16 protein-coding genes are annotated in these 19,229 nt (G+C 57.3%); 12 read left to right on the top strand and 4 right to left on the bottom strand.

Annotated features, from left to right (window positions below):
• Positions 1–238: 238 nt before the first annotated feature.
• Positions 239–2,533 (bottom strand): beta-glucosidase BglX, encoded by a 2,295-nt coding sequence (bglX, locus tag C3938_RS13280; protein WP_105103759.1) that lies wholly within the window; start codon positions 2,531–2,533, stop codon positions 239–241.
• Between the two features lie 258 nt (positions 2,534–2,791).
• Between bglX and tilS the strand changes: the two genes are divergently transcribed.
• The 12 genes from tilS (at position 2,792) to rpoS (ending at position 15,079) form a co-directional block, all read left to right on the top strand.
• Entirely contained in the window at positions 2,792–4,093 is a 1,302-nt protein-coding gene (gene tilS, locus C3938_RS13285) for a tRNA lysidine(34) synthetase TilS (protein WP_233998900.1), read from the top strand.
• A 125-nt stretch (positions 4,094–4,218) separates the two neighbouring features.
• On the top strand, positions 4,219–5,850 hold the full coding sequence (locus C3938_RS13290; protein ID WP_105103761.1) for a CTP synthase: 1,632 nt from the start codon (positions 4,219–4,221) through the stop codon (positions 5,848–5,850).
• 87 nt (positions 5,851–5,937) lie between these two features.
• Positions 5,938–6,783: a 3-deoxy-8-phosphooctulonate synthase gene (kdsA, locus tag C3938_RS13295; RefSeq protein ID WP_105103762.1), complete on the top strand. Its 846-nt coding sequence runs from the start codon at positions 5,938–5,940 to the stop codon at positions 6,781–6,783.
• Between the two features lie 115 nt (positions 6,784–6,898).
• Positions 6,899–8,185, top strand: coding sequence for a phosphopyruvate hydratase (gene eno / locus C3938_RS13300; RefSeq protein WP_105103763.1), 1,287 nt, complete (start codon positions 6,899–6,901; stop codon positions 8,183–8,185).
• A gap of 230 nt (positions 8,186–8,415) precedes the next feature.
• Complete coding sequence (locus C3938_RS13305; RefSeq protein WP_105103764.1) at positions 8,416–8,727, top strand: septum formation initiator family protein; 312 nt, start codon at positions 8,416–8,418, stop codon at positions 8,725–8,727.
• Positions 8,724–9,467, top strand: a complete 744-nt coding sequence (gene ispD / locus C3938_RS13310) for a 2-C-methyl-D-erythritol 4-phosphate cytidylyltransferase (protein ID WP_105103765.1) — start codon at positions 8,724–8,726, stop codon at positions 9,465–9,467. The genes C3938_RS13305 and ispD overlap by 4 nt, the downstream gene beginning before the upstream one ends.
• Entirely contained in the window at positions 9,464–9,958 is a 495-nt protein-coding gene (ispF, locus tag C3938_RS13315; protein WP_105103766.1) for a 2-C-methyl-D-erythritol 2,4-cyclodiphosphate synthase, read from the top strand. Before ispD ends, ispF begins: the two co-directional genes overlap by 4 nt.
• Positions 9,955–10,944, top strand: coding sequence for a tRNA pseudouridine(13) synthase TruD (truD, locus tag C3938_RS13320; RefSeq protein ID WP_105103767.1), 990 nt, complete (start codon positions 9,955–9,957; stop codon positions 10,942–10,944). Before ispF ends, truD begins: the two co-directional genes overlap by 4 nt.
• Positions 10,945–11,051: 107 nt before the next feature.
• The gene (locus C3938_RS13325; RefSeq protein WP_199775606.1) at positions 11,052–11,723 is read left to right on the top strand and encodes a protein-L-isoaspartate(D-aspartate) O-methyltransferase; all 672 of its coding nucleotides are present in this window, start codon (positions 11,052–11,054) and stop codon (positions 11,721–11,723) included.
• Positions 11,723–12,682, top strand: a complete 960-nt coding sequence (locus C3938_RS13330) for a DUF368 domain-containing protein (RefSeq protein ID WP_105103768.1) — start codon at positions 11,723–11,725, stop codon at positions 12,680–12,682. Before C3938_RS13325 ends, C3938_RS13330 begins: the two co-directional genes overlap by 1 nt.
• Positions 12,683–13,097: 415 nt before the next feature.
• Positions 13,098–13,733 (top strand): peptidoglycan DD-metalloendopeptidase family protein, encoded by a 636-nt coding sequence (locus C3938_RS13335; protein WP_105103769.1) that lies wholly within the window; start codon positions 13,098–13,100, stop codon positions 13,731–13,733.
• A 245-nt stretch (positions 13,734–13,978) separates the two neighbouring features.
• Positions 13,979–15,079 carry an RNA polymerase sigma factor RpoS gene (gene rpoS, locus C3938_RS13340; RefSeq protein ID WP_233998902.1) on the top strand — a complete coding sequence of 367 codons (1,101 nt, stop codon included), beginning with the start codon at positions 13,979–13,981 and terminating at the stop codon, positions 15,077–15,079.
• A 107-nt stretch (positions 15,080–15,186) separates the two neighbouring features.
• Here the strand turns inward: rpoS and C3938_RS13345 are convergent, their stop codons facing one another.
• The 3 genes from C3938_RS13345 to C3938_RS13355 all read right to left on the bottom strand — a co-directional run bounded on the left by C3938_RS13345 (position 15,187) and on the right by C3938_RS13355 (position 18,997).
• Entirely contained in the window at positions 15,187–15,531 is a 345-nt protein-coding gene (locus tag C3938_RS13345; protein ID WP_105104523.1) for a YdbL family protein, read from the bottom strand.
• A 52-nt stretch (positions 15,532–15,583) separates the two neighbouring features.
• Positions 15,584–15,793 carry a YnbE family lipoprotein gene (locus C3938_RS13350; protein ID WP_267893044.1) on the bottom strand — a complete coding sequence of 70 codons (210 nt, stop codon included), beginning with the start codon at positions 15,791–15,793 and terminating at the stop codon, positions 15,584–15,586.
• Positions 15,794–15,955: 162 nt separating this feature from the next.
• Entirely contained in the window at positions 15,956–18,997 is a 3,042-nt protein-coding gene (locus C3938_RS13355; RefSeq protein WP_158681694.1) for an intermembrane phospholipid transport protein YdbH family protein, read from the bottom strand.
• Between the last annotated feature and the right edge of the window lie 232 nt (positions 18,998–19,229).

The following is a 19,229-nucleotide window of genomic DNA, read 5'->3' on the forward strand; positions in this document are numbered from 1 at the left end:
GGCGGGCACTGGGTGTCCGTCCGATCTATGTATTTGTCGTTCTACTTGCGCGCGCAGATTCACGGCACAGACCACCCGTAATGGGGGGAGTCTCTATGGTGACGTTTCAGAGGGGGAAAAGCGTCCTACTTTGGAAAAATTCCTAAAGTTGGACGCCACTTCTGCCATTCACTCGTCCCAGTTTCGGTGAGACCCCACGTTTTTGTGGGACGTCAGGGAGGTGTCCGTCCGGTCGCCATCAGCGCAGGGTAAACCCGCCTTTCAGTCCCGACAAGGCATCCGGCGCTATCCACACCTGGAATTCCCCGGGCTCCACAACCTGCTGCATTTTCGCGTTATGGAACGCGAGCTGCGCGGCGGACAGGGAGAAGGTCACCGTGCGGGACTCACCGGGTACCAGGGTGACACGCTCGAAGCCTTTCAGTTCCCGTACTGGTCGCGACACGCTGCCTACCAGATCGCGCACATACAACTGCGCCGTCTCCGTGGCGGTGACCTTGCCGGTATTGGTGATGGTGGCGGAAATACTGAGCTGGCCATCTGCGTCCAGTTCGCTGCCGCTGATGGCCAGGTCGCGGTACTCAAATGTGCTGTAGGTCAACCCGTAGCCAAACGGGAATTGGGGCCGGTGGCCGTAGTCCAGGTGGTTGGAAGAATTGCCCGGCTGGTGCTGGAACACCTCGCGGCCGATGTTGTCGATGCGGGTGTAGTTGTCGTCCGTAGCCGGGCGCCCTGTTGCCAGATGGTTGTAGTAGATCGGAATTTGCCCCGCGCCCACCGGCCATGACAGCGGCAGGCGGCCGGAAGGGGAGGTCTCGCCGTAGAGGACATCCGCCAGCGCCGGGCCCGCCATGGTGCCCGGGTGCCATGCCATCATCACGGCGTCAGACTGTTGCAGAGTGTTATCCAGCTGCAACGGGCGCCCTGCCATCAGAACCATGGCCAGAGGCTTGCCGGTTTTCGACAGCTCGGCGACCAGCTGGGCCTGCGCGCCGGGCAGGCGGATATCACCGCGGCTGTGCCCTTCGCCGGTGAGGATCGCTTCCTCACCGCCGACGTACAGAATGACGTCGGCCCTCTTCGCTACCTGCAATGCGGCCCTGAACCCCTTTGTGCTGGTGTCGCGGCTGTACTCAAGACCCGCCGCGTACAGAATTTCACCTTTGTCTCCGACCATTTCCCGCAGTGCGGGCAGCAGGGTGTGGGAGTATTTGCTGTCGCCGTTGTAGATCCAGGTTCCCAGCTGGTCGTGGGCCGCCTCCGCCAGCGGGCCGATGACGGCGACCGTCTGGTTTTTTTTCAGTGGCAGTACTTGGTTGTCATTTTTAAGCAGTACGAAGGTTTGCGTTGCGGCCTCTCTCGCGGCCTCGAGGAATTCGGGATTGCGGATAATCTGCGCGCGCTCCTGCGGGGATTTTGCGCGGGGGTAGGGATGTTCCCACAAACCCAGGCGCAGTTTTACCCGCAGGATGTTGGCAACGGCAGTATCCAGTTGCGCCTCGGAGAATTTCCCCTCATCCAGCAGCTGTGGCAGGTACTGGTCGTAGGTATCGGTGTACATCTCCATATCGATGCCGGCGTTGGCGGCAAGGGTGGCTGCGTGTTTGGCATCGCGGGCGAAACCGTGGGGGATCATTTCCATTACCGCGTTCCAGTCGCTTACCACAAAGCCATCGAAACCCCATTCGTCCCGCAGGATCTGCCTGAACAGGAAGGGATTGCCGGTGCCGGGTACATCGTTCAGGGTGCTGTAAGTACTCATGATGCTCTGCATGCCGGCATCGATTCCCGCCTTGAACGGTGGCAGGTAAATGTCGCGCAGCAAGCGCTCCGGAATATAGGCGCTGTTGTAATCGCGCCCGCCCTCGGCGGCGCCGTAGCCGGCAAAGTGCTTGCCGCAGGCAGCGAGGCTGGTGGGATTGGCGAGGTCGTCGGACTGAAATCCCCGCACCATGGCCGCACCGAGCGTGGAGGTGAGATAGGGATCTTCGCCCAGTGTCTCGGCGATGCGTCCCCAGCGCGGATCGCGGCTGATGTCGATCATCGGTGCAAAGGTCCAGCGGATACCGTCGGCGCTGGCTTCCTGCGCGGCGATACGGGCGCCGTTTCTGATTATTTCTGGATCCCAACTGGCCGCCTGGCCAAGAGGGATGGGGAAGATCGTTTCGTACCCGTGGATGACATCCTGACCGAATAACAGGGGAATTCCGTGTGGGCTCTGTTCTACCGCGATACGTTGAAGCTCTGCGAACGCGTTGTCGTCGACACTGCTGAAACTGACATTCAGGAAGCCACTGATGCGCCCTTCGCGGACGGCCTGCTTGATGGCCGTCATATCTTCAGCCTGATAAACACCCCAGTCACGTAGAGCCAGCTGGCCGATCTTTTCCTGTTGGGTCATTTCCGCGAGCAGTGTCTGAATGCGGGTGTCGATGGTGTCATTGCCAGCGATCGGCGGTATGGCCGAGGCGCCGGCGGCGAGCAGCAGGCCGGCAACCGCCAGGCAGCGGCCGATCAGGGGTATTGTCTTCATTTTGTAGTCCCGGGTTGGTTTCTCTCGCCATCAACCTTGCCCATTGTTGTTTGTGGCTGTCGTCCAACTGTCGGATTTTCCCGCAGAGAAAAGTGGGATGGGGGTGAATCCCACTTTTCTCTGCCGCGATGCAAAAGGGGACATTCGGTCCGCCGGTTACGCTCTCGGACCCGATGGGGCTCGGCGGGACCTCTCTGACCGTTATAATGGTGGCCTTGCACAGCCAGCTTGCCCAAACGTTCGATGCACAAAGACTCAGTGTCAAATCTCTCCTCCACGCTTGCCCAACAGGTCACGGGATGCCTGCGCCGTCATCCCGCAGGCGGTCGGCTGTGGCTGGGCTACTCCGGCGGCCTGGATTCCACTGTGCTGCTGCATCTGCTGGCGAGCGCGGGGATTCCGTTTACTGCACTGCACATACATCACGGCCTGAGTACAAATGCGGATCAGTGGTTGTCGCACTGCGGAGCCGTGGCGGAAGCGCTGGGGGTGCCATTTGTGGCGCAGCATGTGGTCGTGGAACGGGGTGACGGTGGACTGGAGCACGGGGCCCGAAAGGCGAGGTACTCCGCCTTTGAGCAATATTTGGCGCCGGGTGACCAGATTCTGCTGGCCCAACACCGCGAGGATCAGGTGGAGACTTTTCTGCTGCGGCTGTTGCGAGGGGCTGGAGTACTGGGGCTCGCCGCCATGGCGGAGTGCCGAGTCCTGGGGGACCGTGGGGAGAATCGGACAGTGTTGCGCCCGCTGTTAAAAGCCGGCCGCGACGAACTGGAGAATTATGCCCGTGAACATGGGCTGATCTGGGTAAACGATGACAGCAATGGCGACGTGGCTCTGGAGCGCAATTATCTCCGCCTTCGGGTAATTCCCGGTCTTGCCGCACGCTGGCCGATTGGCGATCGTGTGGCGCAGGCGGCGGACAACCTGCGCGAAACCGCCGATCTGCTGGGTGAATTGGCCGAGGAGGATCTCCGGCGCTGTGGAGAGCGCTGCGAGGCGTTCGGTCACAGCATCGACCTCCCGACGTTCCTCGCGTTTTCCGCGGGCCGGCGCAAGAACCTGCTGCGGAACTGGCTGGCCCGAATGGGGGCGCCGATGCCGGAAGCCGCTCACCTGCATCAGGCATTGCGGCAGGCGCAGGCCGCGACCGATGCCGTGCCGGAAGTCGCACTGGGCAACCTGGTGTTGCGCCGCTATCGCGATCGCCTGTTTCTCACACCACAATTGCAACCGCTTGACGCTGATGAGGAGGGCGAGTGGCCGTGGGACGGGGCAAGCGAGCTGCATCTGCCGGATGGCTGGACACTGAGCCCGGGGCGAGACTGGCCAAAGGGGGACTATACAGTCCGCCTTCGCTCGGGTGGCGAAAGAGCGAAACCGCGGCAGCGACATCACTCCCAGACGCTGAAAAAGCTACTGCAGGAGTTTGGACTCGTGCCGTGGCTTCGCGGTCGTGTGCCACTTGTTTTCCGGGAGGGGCGACTGGTCGCCGTCGGCGATCTTTTCGTCACCGCGGAGGGCCCCTCGGAGCCGCCCCAATGGCGGTTTTCCGATTGAGTGGAAAACTGCTTTCTGGTAGTCTGGCGTCCCATCTCAATGGCACCGGGTTGCGCGAGACTGCGCGCCCCGGTCCAGTCCCGCACGCCCGAACCCGTCGGGCATTCAACTGACCAAGGTTTTGCATGACGCGCTACATTTTTGTCACTGGCGGCGTGGTTTCCTCATTGGGGAAAGGTATCGCCTCCGCCTCTCTGGCCGCTATTCTCGAAGCCCGCGGCCTCAAGGTCACGATTCTCAAGCTCGACCCCTACATCAACGTAGACCCGGGCACCATGAGCCCCTTCCAGCACGGCGAGGTCTATGTGACCGAAGATGGCGCCGAGACCGATCTGGACCTGGGGCACTATGAGCGTTTCATCCGCACGCGCATGTCCAAGCGCAACAATTTCACCACCGGCCGGGTGTATGAAACCGTACTGCGCAAAGAGCGCCGCGGCGACTACCTGGGCGGCACCGTGCAGGTGATCCCGCACATCACCGACGAGATCAAGCGCCGAGTACTCGAAGGCGGCCGCGATATGGACGTGGCCATTGTCGAGATCGGCGGTACCGTGGGCGATATCGAGTCCCAGCCCTTCCTGGAATCCGTGCGCCAGCTGCGCGTGGAGCTGGGCCTGAATCGCGCCCTGCTGATCCACCTGAGCTATGTGCCGTATATCGCCACCGCCGGTGAGACCAAAACCAAGCCCACCCAGCATTCCGTGAAAGAACTGCGTTCCATCGGTCTGCAGCCGGACATCCTGCTGTGCCGTTCCGAGCGCGCCATCGACGAAGACTCCCGTCGCAAGATCGCACTGTTCACCAACGTGGAAGAGCGTGCGGTGGTTCCGTTGCCGGATGCCAAGACCATTTACAGTGTGCCGCGCATGCTGCACGAATATGGTCTCGATGAAATCGTGGTGGAAAAACTGCAGCTCGAGTGTCCGGCGCCGGACCTGTCCGAGTGGGATGCCGTGGTGGATGGCAAACTTAACCCGCAGCATGAAATCAAGATCGCCATGGTCGGCAAGTACATGGAGCTGCTGGATGCCTACAAATCCCTGATTGAATCCCTGGTACACGCCGGTATCAAGAACCGCACCCGGGTAAATATCGACTTCATCAACGCCGAAGACGTGGAAGCGGAAAACGGTCTCGATCTGATCAAGGGCGCCGATGCGATTCTGGTTCCCGGCGGCTTCGGTGAACGCGGTCTCGAAGGCAAGCTGGAGTCCGTGCGCTATGCCCGTGAGAACAACATCCCGTTCCTCGGCATCTGTCTCGGTCTGCAGTCTGTGGTCATCGAATACGCGCGCAACGTGCTCGGCCTCGAAGGCGCCAACAGCACCGAGTTCAACATCAAGACGCCGCACCCGGTGATCGGCCTGATTACCGAGTGGATCGACAGCGAAGGCAACATCGAGACCCGCGATGAAAAATCCGATCTCGGTGGCACCATGCGTCTCGGTGGCCAGGAGTGTCGTCTGGAAAAAGACTCCAAAGCGCGTGAAATTTACGGCAAAGACGTCATTGTCGAGCGCCACCGTCACCGCTACGAAGTGAACAACAATTACGTCGATCGTCTTCAGCAGGCCGGTCTCAAAATTGGCGGCTGGTCCGCGGACGACACCCTGGTGGAAATGGTGGAATTGCCGGAACACGAGTGGTTCGTCGCCTGCCAGTTCCACCCGGAGTTTACCTCCACACCTCGCGATGGCCACCCGCTGTTCGAGAGCTTTGTGGCCGCTGCGCTAAAACACAGCCAGGCGAAGTAAGCACGGGTCAGGGCCGCCTGCCCACCCGTAACGATACGGTGAATACCCGCGCCTCGTGCCCGAGGCGCGATAAGGATATTGAAAGCGATGAAAACCATTTCGGTCGGTAACCTGCAGGTTGCCAACGACAAACCGTTTACCCTGTTTGGTGGCATGAATGTGCTGGAATCCCGGGATATGGCCATGCGGGTAGCGGAGCACTATGTCAGGGTTACCGACAAACTTGGCATTCCCTACGTCTTCAAAGCGTCCTTTGATAAGGCCAACCGCTCTTCCATTCACAGCTATCGCGGTCCCGGCATGGAAGATGGTCTGAAGATTTTTGAGGAAATTAAAAAAACCTTCGGAGTGCCGCTGATTACTGATGTGCACGAACCGCATCAGGCCGCGCCGGTAGCCGAAGTGGTGGATGTCATCCAACTGCCCGCGTTCCTCGCCCGCCAGACCGATCTGGTTGCTGCCATGGCTGCCACCGGTGCGGTCATCAACGTGAAAAAGCCTCAGTTCATGAGTCCGCCGCAGATGAAAAATGTGGTGGAGAAATTTGCCGAGGGTGGCAACGAAAATATCATCCTGTGTGAACGCGGTGCCTGTTTTGGTTACGACAATCTCGTGGTCGATATGCTTGGCTTCCGCACCATGATCGATGCTACCGGCGGTGCGCCCCTGATTTTCGACGTGACTCACTCGCTGCAGATGCGTGACCCCGGCGGTGCCGCCTCTGGCGGTCGTCGCGCTCAGGTCACCGAACTGGCCCGCGCCGGCCTCGCCATTGGTATCGCCGGCCTGTTCCTGGAATCCCACCCGAACCCGGACCGGGCTCTGTGCGATGGCCCAAGCGCGTTACCACTGGAAAAGCTGGAACCATTCCTGGCGCAGATGAAAGCCGTGGATGATCTGGTAAAAGGCTTCGAAGCCCTGGATACCAAATAAATTTCACAGATAACTAGAAAGAGTGGCCCTGAGAACGCGGCCGCCAAATCCAAACCTCACAGAAGTGAATTTTTAGGTCTGATTATTTCTTGAAAACAAGGAGCCCGTTGTAAACATGAGCAAGATTGTTGCTGTAAAAGCTTTTGAAGTATTAGATAGCCGCGGTAACCCCACCGTTAATGCCGATGTTATTCTCGAGTGCGGCGCGGTAGGTTCTGCCTGCGCACCGTCTGGCGCTTCCACCGGCTCCCGCGAAGCCCTCGAACTGCGCGACGGCGACAAGAGCCGTTACCTGGGTAAAGGCGTGCTGAAAGCGGTTGAAAACATCAACGGCGAAATTGCCAAGCTGCTGGTCGGCATGGATGCAACCGATCAACGCGCCCTCGACCAGGCCATGATCGACGCCGACGGTACCGACAACAAATCCAAGCTGGGTGCCAACGCCATCCTGGCCGTTTCCCTGGCCGCCGCCAAAGCCGCGGCAGTCTCCAAAGGCATCCCCCTGTATCAGCACATTGCTGACATCAACGGCACCCCCGGTCAGTACACCCTGCCGGTCCCGATGATGAACATCATCAACGGTGGCGAGCACGCGGATAACAATGTCGACATCCAGGAATTCATGATCCAGCCGGTGAAAGCCAAAACCTTCGCCGAAGCCCTGCGTCAGGGTGCCGAGATCTTCCACTCCCTGAAAAAAGTCCTGTCTGCCCAGGGCCTCAACACCGCGGTAGGTGACGAAGGCGGCTTCGCCCCGAACCTGCCGTCCAACGAAAGCGCCCTGAAAGTCATCGCCGAAGCAGTAGAAGCCGCTGGCTACAAACTGGGCGATGACATCACCCTCGCTCTCGACTGCGCCTCCTCCGAATTCTACAAAGGCGGTAAGTACGTACTCGCCGGCGAAGGCAAGGAATTCGACAGCGAAGGCTTCGCCGACTACCTCAAGCAACTGTCCGAAACCTATCCGATCATCTCCATCGAAGACGGCATGGACGAAAGCGATTGGGCCGGCTGGAAAGTACTCACCGACAAAATCGGCGAGAAAGTCCAACTGGTGGGCGACGACCTGTTCGTCACCAACACCAAGATCCTGAAAGAAGGTATCGAAAAAGGCATCGGCAACTCCATCCTGATCAAGTTCAACCAGATCGGCTCCCTGTCCGAGACTCTGGATGCGATCAAAATGGCCAAAGATGCCGGCTACACCGCGGTCATCTCCCACCGTTCCGGTGAAACCGAAGACACCACCATTGCCGACCTCGCTGTGGCCACCGCTGCCGGCCAGATCAAAACCGGCTCCCTGTGCCGCTCCGATCGCGTATCCAAGTACAACCGCTTGCTGCGCATCGAAGCCGAACTGGACGGCAAAGCGCCTTACCGCGGCATCGCTGAGTTCAAGTAATTCGGCGGGCCCGGTACACTGGCTTGTGTTTGCACACTGGCTCTGACATTTGAGCTTGGGTGCGAAGGCTTCGACGCCGGTGATTGTTTGCGAGACCTTCTAAAACAGGGATGTTTTAGAAGAGTCCCCAGGGATGGGTTCACGACGTGTCTCGCAAACAATCACCGGCGGCGGAGCCGCCACAAGATTCGAAAGAATCGGATCACAATAGCCAGAAGAGAACACACAAAATGAAATGGCTGCTGGCAATTCTCACCGTAATGCTGCTGATTACCCAATACCGGCTTTGGGTAGGCGAGGGCAGTTTTGCGGATGTGGCGAGGCTCGAGCGGCAGCTCGACGATCAGCAGAGGAAAAACGCCGCACTCGAGCGCGAAAACCGCCAGCTCTTGCGGGAAGTCCGCAGTCTGAAAGAAAGCACCGACGGTGTAGAAGCCAAGGCCCGCTACGACCTCGGCCTCGTCAAAGAAGGCGAAACCCTGTTTATTTTTCTCGACCAGGATAAAAAAACTCCTGAGCAGTCACAGCGGGAAAAAAAATGACTACCGCAGAAAGCCCGGTTGAGAATGCGTACTGGGTCGTCGTCCCCGCCGCCGGCGCCGGCAAGCGTATGGGCGCAGACAAACCCAAGCAATACCTGCCACTAAACGGCAAACCCCTCATCGCCCACACCCTCGGAAATATACTTGGCTGGCCCGGACTCAAGGGCATCGTCGTCGCCATTGCCGCCGACGACACCGAATTTTCGACCCTCGACTGTGCGCAGGACCCGAGAGTCCAGAGCGTCACTGGCGGCGTCGAACGCGCCGACTCCGTACTCGCCGCCCTCGAATACCTGAGCGAGCGCGACGTACCCGAGATTCCCGTGCTCGTCCACGACGCCGCCAGACCCCTGGTCAGCACCGACGACATACAGAAATTACTTGCCGCCGGTCCCATGGCCCTGCTTGCCCAGCCCGCGAGCGATACCGTCAAACAGTCACATTCCGAGGACGGCAGAGAAGAAGTTGCGCAGACCCTGCCCAGAAACCGGATCTGGCTTGCCCAGACCCCGCAGAAAGCGCCTCTTGGCAAACTGCGGGAAGCGCTGCAGCGTGGTCTAAAAGAACGTCCCAACGCCATCACCGACGAAGCCAGCGCACTGGAACTGGCCGGCTTTCATCCCGAATTGGTCGCCGCCTGCCGCAGCAACTTCAAAATTACTCATCCCGCCGACCTGATCCTGGCGGAGGCCCTGTTACAGCACAGGGCTGTTACCTCCTCTTTGGAAAACAACCTATGAACCTCAGAATCGGCCAGGGGATCGACGTACACGCCTTCGGCCCCGGAGACCACGTCGTTCTCGGCGGCGTCACCATTCCCCATGAACAAGGTCTTGTCGCCCACTCTGATGGTGACGTGCTGCTGCACGCGTTGGCAGACGCTTTATTGGGCGCCCTTGCGCTTGGGGATATTGGCAAACACTTTCCGGATACCGATGCCGCCTACTCCGGCGCTGACAGCCGCGTGTTGCTGCGCCACGTGGTGGGACTGATTCACCAGAGAGGCTATCGCCTGGTGAACGCCGACGCCACTCTGATCGCCCAGTCCCCGAAAATGGCCCCGCACATTGACGCCATGCGGTCGAACATCGCTTCAGACTGCCAGGTAGGTGCGGATGCCATCAGTGTAAAAGCGACCACCAGCGAAAAACTCGGCTTCACCGGCCGCAAGGAAGGTATCGCTGCGCAGGCAGTGGTGCTGTTGGCTGGAATTACTGGACGTGCGCTATGAGCGAACAGAACCGAGACTGGAACCTCGACTGGCCTCGCGCCCTGGGCGGTGCGCGCATCCGCGCGGATTTCCGCACCGAACCGGAAGATTTTGTCGTGGACGAACTTGCCTTGCCCCCTCGAGGAGAGGGTGAGCATGTCTATTTACAGATCCGCAAACGCGGTGCCAATACCGGTTTCGTTGCCCAGCAGCTGGCGCAGCTTGCCGGGGTGAAGAGCAACGACGTGGGCTTTTTTGGTCTGAAAGATCGCCACGCCGTCACCACACAGTGGTTCAGTGTGTGGCTGGCACAGAAGCCGGAGCCGGACTGGAAACGTCTGGGAAGCGGAGAAGTACAAGTGTTGCAGCACTTCCGCGGTCAACGCAAATTCCGGCGCGGCGAACATCTGGGCAACCGTTTTCAGATTCGCCTGCGCAACGTGCAGGGGGATCGCACCGGGGCCGAAGCGGTACTGCAACGGATCGGCGATGGCGTGCCCAACTATTTCGGTGAACAGCGGTTTGGACACAATGGCGGTAACCTGGACCTGGTAGAAACCATGATGGATGAGCAGGTCGCTGGAAAGCGTCGGCGGACGCCACGCCAGCAGAAGGCGTTTGCCATGTCCGCCGCGCGCAGCTGGCTGTTCAATCAGGTACTGGCGCGGAGAGTCGAACAGGGCAATTGGCAAACGGTCATGGAGGGAGAGCCAGAATCCGGCGCCAGTGGGCCCTTGTGGGGGCGCGGCCGCAACCTGTCCGTGGGCGCGCAGCTGGAGTTGGAAGACATGGCGATGGAGCCCTGGAAAAACTGGTGTGACTGGCTTGAACATTGTGGTCTCGGCCAGGAGCGTCGCCCGCTGCTGCTGCAACCTCAGGGTTTTCAGTACCAGTGGCAGGGGGACGACCTGACTCTGGCCTTCGCCCTGCCTCCGGGGACCTTCGCCACTGCATTACTGCGCGAAGTCTCCGAACTGGCCAATCAGACCGATCGCGCAATAAAATAAACGACAATAAAATGTGACCGATGGCACGTTTAAGCTTTCGGTCGGCTGCTGGATACCCGTGGCTCAGGTAATTCAGCAAGTTGCTTTCAGGGAGACAGTGCGTCCTTATGGATCGTTTGAGACACGAAGGCCTGGGTATGACATCCCAGCGCACCCGCAATCGCCTGATTCAGCGCCTGCGGGATGAAGGTATCAGCAGCGAAGAGGTGTTGGATGTTATGGCTTCCACACCCCGGCATCTGTTTCTGGATGAAGCCCTGGCACTCCGCGCCTACGAGGATACCGCCCTGCCCATTGGTTACGGTCAGACCATCTCCCAACCTTATATCGTTGCGCGTATGACCGAGCTGCTCATCAGCCGCGCCCGCTCTCGTACCCGCGTGTTGGAGGTGGGAGCAGGGTCCGGGTACCAGACTGCCATCCTTGCTCGCCTGGTCGACAAACTGTATTCCGTTGAGCGCATTGAACCACTGCTGTCCAAGGCCCGCCAGCGGATGCGGGAGCTTGGGATCTTCAACGTGGAAATGCGCCTTAGCAACGGCGGCTTTGGCTGGCCGGAGCAGGGGCCCTTCGATGCCATTCTCTGTGCTGCAGCGCCCGCCACTGTTCCGGACGAACTGCGGGAGCAACTGGCACCCGGTGGGGTACTGATCATTCCGGTGGGCAGTGACAGCCAATATCTGACCATTGTTACCCGCAGCGAAGACGGCGGCCGATTTGATGTGGAGAAAGCGGAGCCCGTGCGCTTTGTTCCTCTTTTGAGTGGAGTTGTACGCTGATGTCCAGGGATGTATTTCGCAATCGCTATTGGGGCATTGCCGCCCGCGGCATTGCGATGGGTGCTGCGGATGTGGTTCCCGGTGTATCCGGCGGTACCATAGCCTTTATTACCGGTATCTATCAGGAGTTGCTGGATTCTCTCAGCCGCATTGGTCCACAGACACTGGCCGTATTATTTAAAGACGGTGTAGCGGCCGCCTGGCGCCAGATCAATGGCACATTTCTGCTGGCGCTGTTTTCCGGAATCCTTGTCAGTATCTTCAGCCTTGCCAAGCTGATCAGCTATATGCTGCACCACTATCCCATCGTGGTGTGGGCGTTTTTCTTCGGTCTTATTCTCGCCTCGATTGCACCCATTGCCCGACGTGTCCCCATATGGACGTGGCAATGCTGGTTTGCATTGGCGTCGGGTGTTGCTCTCGCCATCCTTGTCAGCGAAATGCGACCAACGGAAATTGCCGCGACCCCTGTCACCTTATTTTTTTCGGGAGCACTGGCGATCTGCGCCATGATTCTTCCGGGAATTTCCGGTTCCTTTATTCTGTTGATGATTGGGATCTACCCACAGGTAATTGCCGCGGTGCATCAGTTCCAGGTGAGTTCTCTGGTCTGGTTTGCCGCCGGTGCCGCCAGTGGCCTGTTACTGTTCAGTCGCCTGCTGTCCTGGCTGATGCACCGCTTTCCCTCCGTGACCCTTTCATTTCTGGTAGGCATATTGTTGGGCAGTCTGAAAATTGTCTGGCCTTGGAAGCTTGCCTCCGGTGATATGGCGGGACTGGATGGTGAGAAACTCGCACCACTGATGTCCAATGTACTACCTGCGGAGTTCGCGAGCGTGTCGGGTCAGCCTTCGTATGTTGTCGGAGCTTCGGTGGCGGCAGTGGTGGCGGTGATCCTGGTACTCGCGATTGAATGGTGCAGTTGGCGCCATGTAGGAAATATCGTACAGAAAAAATGAGCGCTGGCTTACGCTCATGGGGACGGGGGATTACCGGCGGATTTCCGGGAAATGACAGGTGGAATAGAGGTTATCTTTCATCGGATTTCAGTATCAGATACAGGCGTTAAGCGGCGGGAAATCAGGCCGCTTTTTTGGACCTCGGAACGAATAAAAACCGCGGCCTTCTTTAGACACTTTTTCCATAAATGCACCCCTTTGATGTAAAAAGAGAATAATGAAACGGCGCACTTTTCTACTTTCCAGATACGAAAATTCCGAATCCTCGGAAGGTAATTTGCGCCATTTTTACCTTTCCCTTTTTCGGGGTATTGCTGTGATGATACTTTGCGCGGGTACTGTATCTTGCGCCTCCAATCTCGCACCTACGTCGACTCTCAATCAGCCTCCCAGTCACAGAATCCAGCACCACACGGTGAGTAAAGGTGAAACCCTGTATTCCATCGCTTGGAGATATGGTAAAGATTTCAAAGAGTTAGCTTCGATCAATGGTATTCCCTCACCCTATCGAATATTCCCGGGGCAGCGGTTGCAGCTTTCTGGTCCGTTGCCTGTAAAGGCGACTCCCAGGCCTGTTACTGTTGTGGAAAGGCCGCGTGTGCCGGTCAAAAAGCCTGTTGTCAGTACCCCGAAACCCGCGCCAGCGACTTCCCAAAAATCGTCAAATTCGGCCAGACATAAATCTGACATAAATTGGCAGTGGCCTGTTCGCGGTCGGGTGATCGCTACCTATCAGGCCGGTGACCCCTTGCGAAAGGGTGTTGATATCGCCGGTAAAAAGGGGGAATCTGTTCAGGCAGCAGCGGATGGCACAGTGATTTACGCCGGAAGCGCACTGAGAGGTTACGGTAAGCTTTTGATCATCAAGCACAGCGAGGAATTTCTCAGTGCTTATGCCCACAACGAAAAACTTCTTGTGGGTGAAGGGGCGAAGGTCAAGGCGGGGCAACGGATAGCGGATCTGGGTTCGAGTGGTACCGACCGCGATATGCTCCACTTCGAAATTCGTCGCAATGGTCAGCCGGTGGATCCCATGGCTTATCTGCCGTGATCTATCGGATAGCTGGTGGGTGCGAGGATCTGTAAGCCGTATCGCTGTTGCGCAATAAAAATGGACTTTTATTTATAACCACTTGAGGTAGTCACCGGGATCGGCAGTAACTGCCCTGCAGTGACAAGGCTCACCAACGAAGGTGAGTTGCCGGGAACGGAGGCTGTCGCGTCAGACAGCGACCGGTTCAGCGATCGCGTGCTGTCGAAGCGGCTGATACAGGCAAAGTACAAGGAGTTGGGGAAATGGAAGCACAACGTCGTGATCATCTGGAATATGATGTCAGAGCCGACCTCTCAATCGACTCGATGGACACCGATGATTCCTATGATGAAACTTTGGAATTGGATGAAAACGATTCCTTATCGGAAGATGAAGAAGTAGAAACCAGCCGCCCACGGAGAAAAGCGGCCAAGAAAAGCTCCGAAACTATCTCACCCAGATCTACAATAAAAAGCACCTCAACGAAATCTCCCATCCGCCGGATGGACGACCCCCACGCAAACAAGAACCTCGACGCAACCCAGCTTTATCTCAATGAAATCGGCTTTTCTCCGTTGCTGACTGCGGAGGAAGAGGTTTACTACGCACGCAAGGCTCTGCGTGGTGATGTTGCTGCGCGCAAGCGTATGATCGAAAGTAACCTGCGACTGGTGGTAAAAATAGCCCGTCGTTATGTAAGCCGTGGCCTGGCACTTCTGGATTTGATTGAAGAAGGAAATCTGGGCCTGATACGTGCGGTGGAAAAATTTGATCCTGAGCGTGGTTTCCGTTTCTCCACCTATGCCACCTGGTGGATTCGCCAGACCATTGAGCGGGCTATCATGAATCAGACGCGCACCATCCGTCTGCCGATTCATGTGGTCAAGGAGCTCAACGTATATCTCCGCGCTTCCCGTGAATTGGCACAGAAGCTCGACCACGAGCCCTCTGCGGAAGAAATCGCCAACCTGCTGGAAAAACCGGTGGAAGATGTTGAGCGGATGTTGGGCCTGAACGAGCGCATTACCTCGGTAGATACCCCTATCGGTCCGTCGTCCGAAAAGACTCTGGTGGATACCATTCCCGATCAGCATGAGTCCGATCCCGCGGAATTGTTGCAAGACGAAGATCTGTTCGAGAGTATCAATCGCTGGCTGGGTGAATTGCCGGACAAGCAATGTGAAGTGGTTTCCCGTCGCTTTGGACTGCGTGGCTACGAAGCCAGTACATTGGAAGAGGTTGGGCGAGAAATAGGGCTGACCCGTGAGCGCGTACGTCAGATTCAGGTGGATGCACTCAAGCGCTTGCGCGAAGTTATGGAGAGCCAGGGGCTCGACGGCATGTCACTCTTTGCCAACCTTTGATCCGTAGTCTCTGATCTGTCGGCAGGGTTATATCGAATATCCTTGCCGTGACGATCCCCAGCCAAAACCCGCAACCTGTGTTGCGGGTTTTGTTTTTGTGAGCCTGGTTATTTCTGTTGCCAGCGGCCTAGATTGTCCTGGTAGAACTCGCCTTTGCTCAGGCGGGATTCGAGCTTCTCTGCAGCGCGGGCGGCGACCTGGGCTATGTCGATATTATTGCGCTGGGCAATGGCGGCGTACTCCTGTTTACGCTTGTTGTTCACTTCTGTTATCAGTTTTTCCAGTTCCGGCGTGGAGCTTTGTACGGCGGCGATGTAGCCGCTGTTGGCCTCACCAACCAGTCCTTGGGACTGCGCTTCTTTCAGGGTAATGGCGCTGGCAGGCAGGGCAATCAGCAGGGTCAGAGCCAGCAGGCCATTGAACAGTTTCTTGATGGATACATTTGCAGACATGATCTGTGCTCCTTCTTTCATACGGTATGGATAATTCTTTTGCCGGGTGGCATCAGAAAATCCCCTCCTTGTCGTCAAACAGATCGTCGAGTTCCTTGTCCACTTTTACGCGGATTTCGTGCTCGATCTTGACATTCAGGTTGACGGTGATGGGTTCACTGGGTGCCTGTACCGCCACCGTTGGGGTACAGGCGGCCATGAAGGCACTCCCGAAGAGCAGCGCAAGGCATACCGCGGTCTGTTTGAAAGTTCCTGGTTTCACTGAATACTCCTGTGTTTCTCAGGTTTGCAGATCTCTGTCTGGAACCAGAGCCGGGTCACCCGGGAGTTGTTGATGATTACTATAGATATTGCCCCATTAACCGCAACTGAACAGACTGGTAGCGTTCTGCAGCAGGGGGCGTATTTGGACCGTAGGCGCGATTTATTGTACCTGACGCTCCAACACATCGGTGAGATCCCGGCTCGCCTGCAGGGACCTCAACATAGACGGAACGTTGTTTTCAAGATTCAGGTTGATGATCAGATCGCGATTGGCATCAATGGCGGCGCTGCGTCCGGTGAGTTTCAGGTTCAATTTCAGGTCCCCGCTCAAGGGGTAGCTCATGGTGCCAGAAATGTCCCGGTAGTTGTAATCTTCCAGCGCACCGGCGAGCAGTTTGAGCTGTGGGTTACTGCCGAGCATACCGGGAGAGAAGGCCCCGTAGTACCGCAGCCGTCCCCCGGGGGGCCTGGATTGCACGGTACCGTTGTCTACAGTGACACCCTGCCGGTCGGTGGTAATAGGGATTCTGGCATCCAGCAGACCGCTGGCAGCAAAGTTGGTGGCCTCCATTTCCCTGGCCAGGGCGCCAATGGATAGCCCGGTGAACTGCAGTTTCGAGTGGCGTTCCTCGCCATTGATATTCCAGCGGAGACGGTCTGCGGTAAGCGCACCCTCCAGAAGTTCGGCAGAAAAATTACCCAGAGTGAGGTCACCGTTAGCTGCCAACGATAGCGCGAAGTGCAGATTGTTGAGGGCGACACCGGTATCTACGGAATTCACCGAAACCGGGGCCGACGTTGGCATTATCCAGCTGCCGGCTTTTTGCTGAAGCACAATCTGTGTGTTGATTCCTACCGCATAACTGTCGTTGTGCTGAATTGCGGTGTCTCTGAATGCGAGTTTCAGAATGTTATTCTCAGACGGCGGCCAATGCAGGCTGACTCCTGCGCTCAGGCTACCGCCAACGATGTCTATCGGCAGCCCCTGTAGCGCACGGCTGAGCGTATTCTTGGGGGAAAATTCCACTTGCGGCAGATTCAGCGTTAGCTGGCCTTTGGCCGTTTCAAGATTGTGTTGCCAGGTTGTCTGTATGGCCGTCGATCCCGCTGTAATATCGCTATTTCCGGATATCTGATGATTGTTGACCTGCCATTGCCCCGTAGCGGCGATGCCGGCCTTGTATTCTTTCAGTGCGTGAATGTTCAAATTGTCTGTGCGGAACCGGGATGTCGCATGCAGATTCCGCCGATTGTCGAAGAGTCGGGTAACCGACAGATTCTCGAGAAACACAACACCGCGCAACTGGTTGTCTCCATGGCGCACAGGATCGAGATTCAGAGCCAGTTGTGGACTTTGGCAGGAGAGTGTATCGCTCTCCAGCCGACATCTGGCCTGTTGTGCGAAGAGTTCCGGCTTGGTAACGGAAATCTCGCCGGATAAAACCTGAGCTGCGGCGAGGTTTAGTTCTCCCAGTTCTACCGACGTGGAGCCGTTTCCAGTGGAGGTAATGCGGGCCTCTGCCAGTGACAGGTTGAGGTCCTCTATGATGGTGTTGGTGTCCGGTATATCCAGTTTCGGTACTGTCGCTTTCAGTTGCAGGGTGCAATCGACCTGCGGTAACGCTTCGCAGCGGAACCTGCCAATTTCTCCTTGAACACCCGATGTATTTTCCCTGTCCCCGGAACTACTGATCTCGTTCACTGCCAGCGTTATTCCTGTGGATTCCAGGTTCACTTTACCGGGGAGCTGAGAGGACGAAATTTTTACCGCTTCTCCGCTGCGGATCTTTACCTGCAATTTTTCCCAGTTTATGCCAGCCAGTGGGTTGTTGTTTTCCGGTAGTGTCAGTCTGAACTCCGCCTCGTCATCCAGTCTGATCTCCATCAGGAACTGCTGAATTTTCAATGCAGTGGATTCGTCAAATAGCCCATCGAAACCGGGGAGCGTGAATGCGCCGGTGAAGCTCGATGTTCCCCGCATTTCCGTCACCGGAATTCGAGTGTGTAACTGCTGCCACTTCTGCGTGTTCCACAGGCGCGAGGCTTCATCCAGACGGGTCTGACCGCGAAATACTATTTGGGGGGTATTACCTTCCATAGACAGTTCGAAGCTGCTGGTCAGTAGAGCCGGAGTAACTTTCGATACCTTTGACGTTGATGGAAGATCCGCGCGGATTTTCAGGTTTCCTTCCAGTGAGCCGATTGATAGGGGAACCATTGAGCGAATGTGCAGCTTCAGTGGCTGTGCACTGGTTATTTCTGTCGCGAGTGGCAGGCCTGCAAATACTTCCGGGAGTACAAGAGTAAAGTCGCGGGCTTCGATTGAGGCACTGATGTCATGAAAATCTTCGGGGCCGGTAATCCTGTCCTGGATATCTCCATTCACTGCCAGATCAACGGTTCCGGTCAGGGATCGTGCGATAGCTAACAGGTCTGCGGACTTACCGCCGGATATACCCGTTTGTTCCAGCAACGGCAGAAGCTGATCCGCGGCAAATCGGAACCTGCCGTACAACGCCCAGCGAACAGGTGGGGTGGTGGCGTCACTGGACGTCGTTGCTTGCAGCGTTGAATCCAGTTGTACGGCTGCCTTGCTGCCGTTGTATAGCTGCGATGCGAGTTTTACCTGCGCTTCCTCGCTTTGAAGGGTCAGTTCCAGGCGGCAGGTATCGCAGCGAGCGCTGAGCAATTCGCCTCGAATGAGGCGCTGCGGAGTCTGGGAAGCACGCAGAGAAAGTTCGCTGTCCAGGGTGCCCGGCCAGAGGATGTGCTGGATGCGCAATGTTTGTATCGGCAAGTGGCGCAGTCTGTTGAGTGTGTCTCCAATGGAAAAGCCGGTGGCTGACTCTTCTCCATTGTTTGGCTCAGTTTCCGGTGACAGCGGACTCATCGTTGCATCGCCCTGTACCACTTTGGGGGCGGCATTGTTCCCGGCCCCGGTGGACGGCATTTCGGGTGACACGATTTCTAGATGTTCAATCGAGATGTCAGATTTCGGCACGGATTCCATGCCGGAACTCAGTAGGGCTTGTACCAGTGCGTGGACTCTGGCGATCTGGATATCGCTGATATCAACGGAGAGATGGTCACTGGTGACAAGGCGCAGATGCTGGATTCGCATATCCAGCCCGTGATCCGAGAGGGAGAGTTGCAATCCCTGAAATTCCGTCAAGCGCATACTGTCCAGCTGGCTGTTAATCACAGCGGGAATCCATGTATGTCTGGTCATCCAACCAAGACTGGAGACCAGAAAGAGCGCAGAGAGTATACCTGCGACAATCTTCAGGGCGCGGGGGAAGAAACGCACGAATTCCTCATTGGCCGGGATAAAACAATTGCGACTAGCTTGTGGGTACCTCTAAAAATCTCCTGTGCGCGAGATGGCGTCCTGCGCTGCGGCCACCACCAGCCACCCGCTTGCTACGATTTTTAGA

Origin of the sequence: Microbulbifer pacificus (assembly GCF_002959965.1) — a bacterium.
Classification (GTDB): Bacteria; Pseudomonadota; Gammaproteobacteria; order Pseudomonadales; family Cellvibrionaceae; genus Microbulbifer; species Microbulbifer pacificus_A.